This window comes from Cytobacillus sp. SAFR-174 (assembly GCF_051964675.1).
Taxonomy (GTDB): Bacteria; Bacillota; Bacilli; order Bacillales; family Cytobacillaceae; genus Cytobacillus.
Genome location: NZ_JBQCMZ010000036.1, coordinates 23,227 through 34,453, shown reverse-complemented (window position 1 = coordinate 34,453; position 11,227 = coordinate 23,227). Strand labels below are relative to the sequence as shown.

11 protein-coding genes are annotated in these 11,227 nt (G+C 45.6%); 2 read left to right on the top strand and 9 right to left on the bottom strand.

All coding sequences use genetic code 11. The annotated features are described in order from the left end of the window. Positions 1-659: 659 nt before the first annotated feature. Entirely contained in the window at positions 660-1,148 is a 489-nt protein-coding gene (locus tag ACTHRG_RS22970; RefSeq protein ID WP_335688548.1) for a GNAT family N-acetyltransferase, read from the bottom strand. A gap of 146 nt (positions 1,149-1,294) precedes the next feature. On the opposite strand from ACTHRG_RS22970, the gene ACTHRG_RS22965 reads away from it, so the two are divergent. Next, the gene (locus ACTHRG_RS22965) at positions 1,295-2,614 is read left to right on the top strand and encodes a short-chain fatty acid transporter (RefSeq protein WP_440232131.1); all 1,320 of its coding nucleotides are present in this window, start codon (positions 1,295-1,297) and stop codon (positions 2,612-2,614) included. A 62-nt stretch (positions 2,615-2,676) separates the two neighbouring features. Here the strand turns inward: ACTHRG_RS22965 and ACTHRG_RS22960 are convergent, their stop codons facing one another. The 4 genes from ACTHRG_RS22960 to ACTHRG_RS22945 form a co-directional block, all read right to left on the bottom strand. Next, a complete protein-coding gene (locus ACTHRG_RS22960) occupies positions 2,677-2,868 on the bottom strand; it encodes a hypothetical protein (protein WP_076261294.1) in 192 nt (63 codons plus the stop codon). A 66-nt stretch (positions 2,869-2,934) separates the two neighbouring features. Beyond that, a complete protein-coding gene (locus tag ACTHRG_RS22955; protein WP_076261296.1) occupies positions 2,935-3,942 on the bottom strand; it encodes an ABC transporter ATP-binding protein in 1,008 nt (335 codons plus the stop codon). A gap of 11 nt (positions 3,943-3,953) precedes the next feature. Beyond that, on the bottom strand, positions 3,954-4,760 hold the full coding sequence (locus tag ACTHRG_RS22950; protein WP_440232129.1) for an ABC transporter permease: 807 nt from the start codon (positions 4,758-4,760) through the stop codon (positions 3,954-3,956). Between the two features lie 3 nt (positions 4,761-4,763). Beyond that, a complete protein-coding gene (locus ACTHRG_RS22945; protein ID WP_440232128.1) occupies positions 4,764-5,567 on the bottom strand; it encodes an ABC transporter permease in 804 nt (267 codons plus the stop codon). Between the two features lie 174 nt (positions 5,568-5,741). Here ACTHRG_RS22945 and ACTHRG_RS22940 point away from each other — a divergent pair, with 174 nt between their 5' ends. Beyond that, complete coding sequence (locus ACTHRG_RS22940) at positions 5,742-7,106, top strand: YjiH family protein (protein WP_139325645.1); 1,365 nt, start codon at positions 5,742-5,744, stop codon at positions 7,104-7,106. A 45-nt stretch (positions 7,107-7,151) separates the two neighbouring features. Here ACTHRG_RS22940 and ACTHRG_RS22935 read toward each other — a convergent pair whose 3' ends face one another. The 4 genes from ACTHRG_RS22935 to ACTHRG_RS22920 all read right to left on the bottom strand — a co-directional run bounded on the left by ACTHRG_RS22935 (position 7,152) and on the right by ACTHRG_RS22920 (position 11,159). After that, positions 7,152-7,673, bottom strand: coding sequence for a hypothetical protein (locus tag ACTHRG_RS22935; RefSeq protein ID WP_440232127.1), 522 nt, complete (start codon positions 7,671-7,673; stop codon positions 7,152-7,154). 20 nt (positions 7,674-7,693) lie between these two features. Beyond that, the gene (locus ACTHRG_RS22930; RefSeq protein WP_440232126.1) at positions 7,694-8,791 is read right to left on the bottom strand and encodes a PRK06851 family protein; all 1,098 of its coding nucleotides are present in this window, start codon (positions 8,789-8,791) and stop codon (positions 7,694-7,696) included. A 117-nt stretch (positions 8,792-8,908) separates the two neighbouring features. After that, positions 8,909-9,385, bottom strand: coding sequence for a Cys-tRNA(Pro) deacylase (gene ybaK / locus ACTHRG_RS22925; protein WP_440232125.1), 477 nt, complete (start codon positions 9,383-9,385; stop codon positions 8,909-8,911). 112 nt (positions 9,386-9,497) lie between these two features. Continuing rightward, complete coding sequence (locus tag ACTHRG_RS22920; protein ID WP_440232123.1) at positions 9,498-11,159, bottom strand: glycoside hydrolase family 13 protein; 1,662 nt, start codon at positions 11,157-11,159, stop codon at positions 9,498-9,500. Positions 11,160-11,227 lie beyond the last annotated feature (68 nt).

The window sequence follows — 11,227 nt, the reverse complement described above, 5'->3', positions numbered from 1 at the left end:
TTCTGTGGTAGAAAACAGTGTTGCCAAGAGTGAATAAAATGACTCTTTCTTTTTACACAATTATATGGACTTAATCGGGTTCTGACTCTAGAGCGCCGATTATCGCTTTTTGTGTCCGAAGTTGATCCGGGTTCTGACTCTGGAGCGCCCATTTTCGCTTTTTGTGTCCAAAGTTGATCCGGGTTCTGACTCTAAGCCGCTCTTTTTCTCTTTTTGTGTCCGAAGTTGATCCGGGTTCTGACTCTAACTCCAGCTTTTCTGCTTCCTGTGTCCGAAGTTGATCCGGGTTCTGACTCTAAGCCGCTCTTTTTCTCTTTTTGTGTCCGAAGTTGATTCGGGTTCTGCCACTGGAGCGCCGATTTTCGCTTTTTGTGTCCGAAGTTGACTCGGGTTCTGACTCTAAACCGCTTATTTTCTCTTTTTGTGTCCGAAGTTGATCCGGGTTCTGACTCTAAACCGCTTATTTTCACTTTTTGTGTCCGAAGTTGACTCGGGTTCTGACTCTAAACCGCTTATTTTCTCTTTTTGTGTCCGAAGTTGATCCAGGTTCTGACTCTAAACCGCTTATTTTCTCTTTTTGTGTCCGAAGTTGACTCGGGTTCTGACTCTAACTCCAGCTTTTCTGCTTCCTGTGTCCAACGTCGTTCCAGGGATTCGATCTATTCCACCTTCAAAAACTGCCCCACTACCTCTTCTCCATCTTCAACCCTCAAAATTTCCTGAACCTCAAGCTGATAATCCCGAAACACCTTTTCCCAAAAGCGGACGGCAGGCTCATTTCGTTTTAATTGCTCGATATACCACGTACCCTTATAGTCACTAAAAAGCAGTCCCACAGCTGCCTGCCCCACTTTTCTCCCCCGGAACGAGTTGTACAGGAAAAAGTCATTGATGCAGTAGTCTGCTTTTGTTAAAAAAGGGGCCCTCAGAAGCAGCAGGAACCCTGCCAGTTTGCCATCAGCCTTAATAAGATAAGGTTCAATGCCTTCCTTGTCCCAGATTAATGAAAATGCATCAAATTCAAAGGTGCCTTCATCGTTTACATGCAAGGCATCTGTGTATTTTGTTAAATCATGCAGATAGAACGCATACATGTTCCTTACAATGTCCCGATCCTCGATTGAGGCTTTCACTATTTTGACGTCCATATCCCAATCCCCTTTTCACTTTTTATTCTCCAAATTTAAATGGCAAGTGTATTTTAGGCAAGTTTTATTTCAGAAAAGAAGGAATAAATTGAATTTTACAGAAAATATACTAGGTTCAAGAAATATATTTTTTAGGGGGTTGCAGCATGAGGGTACTGGTATCATTCTTTAACCGCATTATGCAGCGGTACTTGCCGGATCCATTTTTATTTGTCATTATCCTAACTTTTGCGGTTTTTGGATTAGGCTTGATTTTTACAGATAATGGGCCTTATCAGATGGTTCAGCATTGGGGAAATGGGTTTTGGGGCCTTTTGACTTTTTCCATGCAGATGGTGCTGGTTTTAGTCACAGGACATGTATTAGCCAGCAGCAATATTTTTAAAAAGGGGTTAGGCGCCCTGGCATCCTTAGCCAAATCACCCGGCCAGGCCATCCTGATTGTGTCATTCGTGTCGATGGTTGCAAGCTTAATTAACTGGGGTTTCGGCCTTGTAATCGGTGCCCTGTTTGCAAAAGAGCTTGCTAAAAAGGTGAAAAATGTGGATTATCGCCTGTTAATTGCAAGCGCTTACGGAGGATTCGTTGTCTGGCATGGGGGGATTTCCGGGTCAATCCCATTGACGATTGCGACGAAGGGTCACTTCTCTGAAGATATGATTGGCGTCATTTCTACTGACCAGACGATTTTCGCAGGCTTTAACATCTTTATTGTTATCGCCCTATTGTTGGTTTTACCTTTTGTAAACCGCTTTATGATGCCATCAAAAGAGGAAACCATTGTGGTCGATCCTGCTCTTCTGCAAGAAGACATTCAGGCAGCTGCACTTGAAAAAGAAGCGATGACACCTGCTGAACGTCTGGAAAACAGCCGCATCATTTCCCTGCTTGCCGGGATTCTTGGGCTTGTGTTCTTATTTTATTATTTCGCTTCAAAAGGTTTTAATCTCAATCTTGATATCGTGAACTTCCTGTTTCTGTTCCTGGGCATTCTTTTCCACGGAACGCCTAAACAGTTCCTCGAAGCCGTTCTGAATGCGGTAAAAGGAGCCAGCGGCATCATTATTCAGTTCCCGTTTTATGCCGGAATCATGGGCATGATGACTGCTTCAGGGCTGGCTGCGGTGATGTCCGAAGCGTTTGTCAGCATTTCAAATGATTACACGTTCCATTTCTTCACGTTTTTAAGTGCGGGACTTGTGAACTTCTTCGTTCCTTCAGGGGGAGGACAGTGGGCTGTTCAGGCTCCGATTATGCTTGAAGCGGCTCAATCAATGGGAGCTTCCATCCCCAAAACGGCCATGGCGGTTGCATGGGGTGATGCCTGGACCAACTTAATCCAGCCTTTCTGGGCGCTGCCGGCACTCGCCATTGCGGGGTTAAAAGCGAAAGACATCATGGGATTCTGCGTGCTGACTCTTCTGGTCAGCGGCGTGATTATTTCAATGGGCTTCTTAATTTTCTAAAAGGAAAAGAGCATGGCACCCGCCATGCTCTTCTATTATGAGCAGCAGCCTCATCGGGAGGCTTATATTCCATTATGATGATCATTTTTCATGTTATGCATATAGGACTCCATGTAGGCTCTCTCTGACTCAGATACATGCTTTTCATTTTCCTCAGGGTAAAAATCGTCCATTCCATGCTTTTTATGCCACCAGTCCACAAACATTCCTGTTCCCAGCAATACTGCACAAAAGCCCAGCAAATATAGAATCATTTTGATCACCTCTATATAGTATATCGTTTTTTCAGAAAATATTGATATATTGACCAAGCCTATTTTTTACACTTTTACGGTCTCCGGCAGGTCCTGATAGCCCTCCTGATAAATACGGCTGATGATCGATTCGATTGCTGGCTCTTCCACTGTCAGATCCTTGATATTATGTGTGTCGGTAATTTGCGCAATCAAGTCCGAAGCTGACACTTCATCCCGGTTAAACCGGATCCAGAAGCGGCTTGCCTCTTCTTTAAACACCTCACCGCCCTTAAGCTTCAGGCTGCGTGATGATTCCTCCAGGTCAACGATAAGGGTCCTTGTTTTTCCAAAGCGTTCTTTTACCACAGCGATCTCCCCGTCATACACCTTCTGCCCATGGTCGATGAGGACCATCCGTTCACAGAGCTTTTCGATATCCTCCATATCATGGGTGGTTAAAATGACGGTGATGCTGCGCTCCTTATTAATCTCTTTTATAAAAGTCCTCATCTTTTCCTTTGCGACGACATCCAGGCCAATGGTCGGCTCATCCAGAAACAGGATGGGCGGATCATGCAGCAGGGAAGCGGCAATATCAGCCCTCATCCTTTGCCCTAAGGAAAGCTGGCGGACCGGCGTGTTCAGGAATTCATCCAGCCCCAATATCTCGGTGAAAGTATCCATATTTTCCTTATACCGCTTATCCGGCACCTGATAGATTTCCTTCAGCAGTTCAAACGATTCTATAGTAGGAAGATCCCACCAGAGCTGTGTTCTCTGGCCGAAAACCACTCCGATATTCTTGGCATTTTCCTGTCTGTTTTCATAGGGAATGATGCCGTTCACCTTCACACTTCCGGAGGTTGGAACCAGAATGCCCGTCAGCATTTTGATGGTGGTGGACTTTCCGGCGCCATTCGGCCCGATATAACCGACCATTTCCCCTTCATTGATCGAAAAGCTGATGTCCTTCACGGCTTCTTTTTTAATATGTTCTCTTTTGACAAGGCTCTTCACAGCGCCAAGGAAGCCTGTCTCCCGCTTGGCAATCATAAAGTCCTTCATTAGATGTTCAACCTCTATAATCGGCATTTCCAGCCCTCCTATGAACCTGTACTTTTATATCGCTTTAAACCCAGCATCCAGATCCAATAAGCGATGGAAAAAAAGACGATGCCGACAAGCGGCGAATAATACCCGATATTCTCCGGGAAAAAGGGTGTTCCTTTTTCAAGGAGGACGGCCGCAGGAAAATAGTTCACAAAGCCGAATGGAATGACAAAGGCTGTAAACCATTGGACGGCTTTCGGATAAATGACCAAAGGATAATTGGTCAGATTTCGGGCAGGAAACATGGCCACCCAGTAAAATTGCTCCGATTTCGTCGTCCAGAATGCGAGGGCAGAAATCATGACGAGCAGTCCGCCCTGGATAAGGATGCCCCCAACCACAGACAACAGCAGAAACAAGCTTTTCCCGATTGTCCAATCCAGCTGCAGCTTAAAGCTGACCAAAATAAAAATACCGATACTGAAGATGAACTGCCCAAAAGAGGCGACATCAAATTTCATTGCCATGAAATGAAAAAAAGGATTGATCGGCCTGACTAGGAAGCGGTCAAACGTGCCGTTTAAAATGTAGGTGTCCAATCCCCTGAAATGGAAAAAGAGAATGATGCAGAAACCCCAGGATAAAACAGCGACTGCAAATAGAAACAGCATCTCGTAAAACGTCCAAGAGCCGAGTTCCTGAAACTGATAAAGCATGATCCACATCGTGAGAGCGGTGCCTGTATAGGATGTAATGAGGCCCACAATCCTCATGACAAAAGCAAACCGGTACTGCAGCTGTGCTCTCACCCCTGCGGAGATGAGCTTGAAATACAAATCGAAATATTTTACAACACTCACACTCTATCCCCCCTGCACCACTACTTTTTGGGATGCTCGATTCCAGACAAACCTTAACAGCAGATAACTGGCTGCAGCCCAGAATAATTGGACACCCAGGGAAAGCAGAATCTCCGTACCAGAAATTTCGCCTATAAAAATCGCATTTGGTATGTAATAGATTCCCTGAAACGGCAGGTAAAGCGCCATCGTTTCCAGCCAGCCCGGGAAAAACCACAGCGGGATGACGGATCCGGACAGAAGGGACATCGCGAAGTAAAAGACATCGACAATGCCGCCCGTTTCAACGAGGAAAAAGGAAAGCAGACCGAAGGACATTTCAATGCAATAACGGATCAGGAATCCAATAAAAGCAGATACGATAAATAACGCCCAAGTCACCCATCCTGAAGGCAATGTCAAATCCATAAAAATGAACATGACGGTGTATAAAGGGAGCAGCGCTGTTAGTATGTAAAAGGCCACACTGCCAAAGTCGGCAAAAAGGTAGCGGAGCGGCACATCAAACGGCCTCATTAATTCCAGGGAAATATCACCTGTCCGGACCTTCTCCTGGATTTCCCACAGCGGAGTGCCCGCCCCATTTACTCCCGTTAAAAATTGGCTGACGACTATATACGTCAGCATGGACTCAAAGCTGACACCGCCTGCTTCTTCCCTTCCGGCATATAAAGCAGTCCATATCGAACCCCACATCAGCAGAAAAATAAGGTTTGAGCCGAGCCGTGACCATACATCAAACCGATAAACGGCCGAGCGAAGAAAAGCTTTCTTCGTGAAGGTCCAATATAACCGAAACCTGAACATCCGCACACCTGCTTTTTGATTTTTTTGATTATTTCATATTTTAACATAATATGGGAGCCAAAAAATAAGAAGTTTAAAAAGAAGGAAAACGGTGGAATTTAAGAGAAAGGGTTGGCATTTTCAAGGGCAATGAATTAAAATAACATGTGGTTTATAAATATAAGAAAAAGGTGAATGATATTGATTGATGCATCCAGAAAGAAGCATTCTTCTTCCGATCTGATAAAATTTCTCATCCCGTCCTTAATTGGAATCAGCTTATTCATGGTTCCGATCAAATATCAGGGAGATATTACGATTCCCATAGCCATTTTTTCAGGATGGATCCAAAACCTGCTTACAGACTATCTTCCTGAAATTATGACCTTTATTATTGTCATAACATTCTTGGGTACATTGCTGGCAAAGCTCGCCAAGCCTGCTTTTATTGAGAACAGCCCTTTTTTCAGGAACTTATTTGATGTTCCCTACATCTGGGCTGCAGCGAGATTTATCGGCGCTGTTTTTGCTGTTATCACCCTATTTCAAATGGGGCCTGAACAGATCTGGTCTGAAAACACAGGAGGACTGCTCTTAAATGACCTTCTGCCGATCCTGTTCTCGGTCTTTTTATTTGCAGGGCTTTTCCTGCCTTTGCTATTGAATTTCGGATTGCTTGAATTCTTTGGCGCGCTTTTAACGAAAATCATGCGTCCAGTATTCAGGCTGCCTGGAAGGTCATCCATTGACTGTGTAGCTTCCTGGCTTGGCGATGGCACCATTGGTGTTCTTTTGACCAGCAAGCAGTATGAAGAAGGCTATTATACGAAAAGGGAAGCCGCCATTATCGGCACGACCTTTTCTGTCGTATCCATTACCTTCAGCCTTGTGGTGATTTCACAGGTGAATCTTGGCCATATGTTTGTGCCTTTTTATCTGACCATCACAGCGGCAGGTTTCATCTGCGCCATCATCAGCCCGAGAATCTGGCCTCTGGCCAAAAAGCCTGATACGTATTATAACGGGCAGGAAGCGGAGCTTGATGAGAGCATTCCTGAAGGACACACTTCTTTCAGCTGGGGGCTTAAGCAGGCTTTAGATAAAGCGCGCACCAATCAAAGCCTGAAAGCCTTCTTCCAGGATGGCGCCAAAAACATTCTGGATATGTGGATGGGTGTTGCCCCAATTGTCATGGCTTTGGGAACATTGGCTCTGATCGTTGCCGAATACACACCGGTTTTCACGTATCTGGGAATGCCGTTCATTCCATTGCTTGAATTGATGCAGGTGCCGGAAGCAAAAGCAGCTTCTGAAACACTTGTGGTCGGTTTCGCCGATATGTTCCTGCCATCCGTGATCGGGGCAAGCATTGAAAGCGAGATGACCCGCTTTATTGTCGCTGCAGTATCTGTTACCCAGCTGATTTATATGTCAGAGGTCGGCGGACTTCTGCTTGGCTCTAAGATACCTGTATCCTTCTGGGATCTTGTTATTATCTTTATACAGCGAACGCTGATTACACTGCCGGTGATCGTGCTGGCTGCACATCTTCTTTTTTAACATACGAAAAGAGGTATCCTTATGCGGGATACCTCTTTTGTATTGTTAAAAGCATTGAAAAGAACGAATTCTCCTCAAGTCTGTTCCGTAATACGTCCAGCGCCAGTTTCTCCAGCGCCAGCCGGCAACAGAGGTCCTGCCGACAAAGGTCGGATAGAACCAGAAGCTGTTTCCGTTTTGCAGCCATATAAAGGTATTGCGGAATAAGCAGCCCCTTATGGCACCGGGATCAACAGCGAACGTGCTGACCTGCTGCATTTGAGGGGTGAAGTTTGGCGGCGGGGACGATGGCGGTCCATCCTGTCCTCCAGGGCCTCCTCCGCCACCCGGAGGTCCCGGTGGAGGTCCCGGAGGTCCAAATCCGCCGCCCGGTCCACCTGGTGGCGGTCCTGGTGGTCCGAACCCTCCACCCGGCGGAAATCCCGGAATGCTGAAGCCTCCTCCTGATCCTCCGCCTGGAAAACCAGGGATGCCGAAGCCTCCTCCTGATCCCCCGCCCGGAAAAATACGGCCATGTTCATTTTGCTCATACATATATGGATAAAACGGATAGTTCATATAATCCATTTTGATACTCCTTTCGGGATTTAGACTTTCTCTGCAATCAGCAGCAATTCAGAGCGGACCTGCTCTTTGATCCGGTCTACCACTGAAAAGTCCATGCTGTTGACATAGATTTTTTCCAGCGTGTCCCGCTGGGTTTTTGCCCTCGCCAGATAGGATATGGCTTCGGTCATTTTATTTTTATAACGGGTGCTGATATCCTTTAGCTGTTCAGCGTAAATTTCATCTGTGCCTGAGTTGATCGTTATTTCATACATATCTACGATTTCATCGCCATCACGATTCGGATAATATTCATGCGGAGCCGTGCTGTCAAAGATAGCGAGGCCCAGCTCGCGTACAATGATCATATCCAGGCTGTGCGGATCAAACCCGCAATGATAGATTTCAATATCAAATCCCCGGCTTTCAGCTTCTTTTGCCAGCTTCTTCAGCATGGTGGACTTGCCGGAACCCGGACGCCCTTTTATGAAGTATCTTTTTTGAATATCCTCCGTAAGATTCGGCACAAAATCCACCGCTCCAATCGGAGTGGCTGCCCCTAAATAACGATGCTTTACACATGGTGTCTTATTTAGTTTCATATTTCCATAGAAGGTGGAAATCAGCTTTTTCGTCAGTTCATCTGCCTTCTGGAAATTCATATTTTCTATATAGATTTTTTCCCATTCATCATGAATCCTCAGTGCTTCGGCAAAGGTTTCATAGGCTGTTGCAAAGGAATTGCTGATCTGGCCCGACAGTACAGTTATTTCTTCTTTACATTCAGCCAGTGCCCTTGAATCCCAGGCTTCGCCAAGATTGATATATTCTTCGACCGCGCCTGGTGCTTTCGGTTCGATCACATGCGGCGCTGTTCCATCGACAATGCCTGCTTTTAAAGAAGGAATGATGACTCCATCGAGCGATTGACTATCAGATGAGCAATAAATGTATTCCAGGTCATAGCCTTTTTCGGACAGATCTGCTCCGATTGCTTTCATCAGGGAAGATTTGCCTGTTCCCGGTCCGCCTTTTAAAATATACAGGCGATCAAGCCCTGCCAGGTTTGATTCGAATAAATTGTGGAATCCCCGGGCTGTATTCCCGCCGGCGAAGTATTTTAATATTTTCCCAGCCACTCCTACACTTCCTTTCGAAATGCATTTTCACCTTACAGTATGCAAAAGGAGCGGGATGGGTGAAAGCCTATGAAAAAAAGAGTGCTGAATCATGGTGATTCAGCACTCTTGCTTCAATTATTTGATTAAATCCGCCAGTTCAGCCCCAATGGCCTTCTGCAGGTCATCCACCTTGAGCTCCATCTGCATGCCCATTTTGCCGCCGCTGACTATGATCAGATCCAGCTCTTGTGCCTTTGCGTCGATGAAAGAAGGATACTGCTTTTTCATTCCGACCGGGGAGCAGCCGCCGCGGATGTAGCCGGTGAGCTTCTGGATATCTTTGACCGGGACCATTTCCACTTTCTTTTCGCCGGCAGCTTTTGCGGCTTTTTTCAAATCGAGCTCTTCTGCTACAGGAATGATGAACACGAAGACCTGCTTTGTGACACCCTGGGCGACCAATGTTTTATAGACAGCTTTAGGATCTTTGCCAATTTTCTCCGCAACCGAAACACCATCAATCTTCCCGTCCTGGCTCTCATATGTAATCAGTTCATACACAACCTTTTGAGCATCGAGCATACGCATCGCATTTGTTTTACCCTTCGCCATTGCCTGCGCCTCCATTGGTTATTTTCCTCATTTTAGCATTTTTGGCCGGTTTCAAAAAGACGCAGGCAAAAGAATAGCAGGATTCCCCAAAGGAGAATCCTGCTAATAGAAATTATTTCAATCGGTAGACCCGGGCTTCATATGGCTTAAGTGTAAATGAATCCATATCACCATGTTTTTCAACTGGATAGTTATTCAATAAAAGCTGCTCATAAGAAAGCTTATCATCTGTTTCAAAAGAGGCTTCCTCTGTTGAAAGGTTTGTAATCACGACTACCTTGTCATCATCAGATGTACGGGTATAGGCATAGATTTGCTGATCGTCTTCAAGAAGCAAATCATATTGGCCATATGTGAAGACTTCATTTTCTTTTTTCAACCCGATCATTTTTTTATAGAAAGAAAGGATAGAGTCCCCATCCTGTGATTGGATCTCTACATTGATCTCCTTATAATTCGGGTTGACCTTCATCCAAGGCTGGCCTTTTGTGAATCCTGCATTTTCTTTAGAGGACCACTGCATTGGCGTACGGCTGTTATCACGGGAAGAAGCCCAGATGATGTCCATGATGTCCTGATGGGACATGCCTTCCTCTTTCTTCAGGCGGTACAGGTTCTTCACTGCTACGTCATCATAATCATCAATGGAAGGGAACTGGACATTCGTCATGCCGATTTCCTGTCCCTGATAAATGAACGGCGTTCCCTGCATCAGGAAGTACATGGCCCCCATAGCTGTTGCGCTTTGCTGCCAGTATTCCTCATCATTACCCCATGTGGAAACGACACGCGGCTTATCGTGGTTCTCGATGAATAACGCGTTCCATCCGTCCGCTTCCAGGCCTTTCTGCCAGCGGGTCAGAACTTTTTTCAGCTCGACAATATCCACCTCAGGGTTTGTTTCTGCGTCCCAAAGGCCAAGGTGCTCAAATTGGAAAATCATATCCATTTTACCCTGCTCTTCACCGACCCAAAGGTCAGCTTCATCCACAGTAACACCGTTTGCTTCGCCGACTGTCATCACATCATAGTTCGCATAGGTGCGGTCTTTAAATTCCTTTAAATACTCGTGAATGCCTTCCTGGTTCATATGCATATCGAAGGAAGAAACATACTTTTTCTTCTTCGGGTTCGGCATATCAGGCAGGCCGGCACGCTTTTTGATATGGCTGATGGCATCAATCCGGAAGCCGTCGATTCCCTTATCCAGCCACCAGTTCACCGTATCATATAATGCCTCGCGGACCTCTTTATTTTCCCAGTTCAAATCAGGCTGCTTGGTGGAAAAGACATGCAGGTAATACTGCTCGGTCTTCTCATCGTATTCCCATGCCGATCCGCCGAAAATACTTTCCCAGTTATTTGGCTCCTTGCCATTCTTTCCGTCTCTCCAAATATACCAGTCTCTTTTCGGGCTCTCTTTGGACTCACGGGACTCAATAAACCAAGGATGCTCATCACTTGTATGGTTCAGCACAAGATCCAGAATCAGCTTCATATCGCGCTTATGGACCTCATCCATCAGCCCATTGAAATCCTCCATCGAACCGAAATCCTCCATGATATCCTGGTAGTCTGAAATATCGTATCCATTATCATCATTAGGGGATTTGTACATTGGGCAAATCCAGATAACATCAATGCCTAACCCTTTAATATAATCCAGCCGCTGAATAATTCCCTGAAGATCGCCAATTCCATCTCCGTTCGAATCCTGGAAACTGCGGGGATAAATTTGATATCCAACTGCTTCTTTCCACCATACCTTTTTCATGTTAACACCCTCATTATATATAAATTTCTTTTCTATAATCTTTGTTGGTGCGCAAACGTTTGCATTAA

Bases quoted from the DNA above. Each gene is read 5' to 3' on its own strand.
- ACTHRG_RS22970 (WP_335688548.1), bottom strand. From the start codon at position 1,148: ATGGACGTCAAAATAGTGAAAGCCTCAATCGAGGATCGGGACATTGTA.
- ACTHRG_RS22965 (WP_440232131.1), top strand. From the start codon at position 1,295: ATGAGGGTACTGGTATCATTCTTTAACCGCATTATGCAGCGGTACTTG.
- ACTHRG_RS22960 (WP_076261294.1), bottom strand. From the start codon at position 2,868: ATGATTCTATATTTGCTGGGCTTTTGTGCAGTATTGCTGGGAACAGGA.
- ACTHRG_RS22955 (WP_076261296.1), bottom strand. From the start codon at position 3,942: ATGCCGATTATAGAGGTTGAACATCTAATGAAGGACTTTATGATTGCC.
- ACTHRG_RS22945 (WP_440232128.1), bottom strand. From the start codon at position 5,567: ATGTTCAGGTTTCGGTTATATTGGACCTTCACGAAGAAAGCTTTTCTT.
- ACTHRG_RS22940 (WP_139325645.1), top strand. From the start codon at position 5,742: ATGATATTGATTGATGCATCCAGAAAGAAGCATTCTTCTTCCGATCTG.
- ACTHRG_RS22935 (WP_440232127.1), bottom strand. From the start codon at position 7,673: ATGGATTATATGAACTATCCGTTTTATCCATATATGTATGAGCAAAAT.
- ybaK (WP_440232125.1), bottom strand. From the start codon at position 9,385: ATGGCGAAGGGTAAAACAAATGCGATGCGTATGCTCGATGCTCAAAAG.
- ACTHRG_RS22920 (WP_440232123.1), bottom strand. From the start codon at position 11,159: ATGAAAAAGGTATGGTGGAAAGAAGCAGTTGGATATCAAATTTATCCC.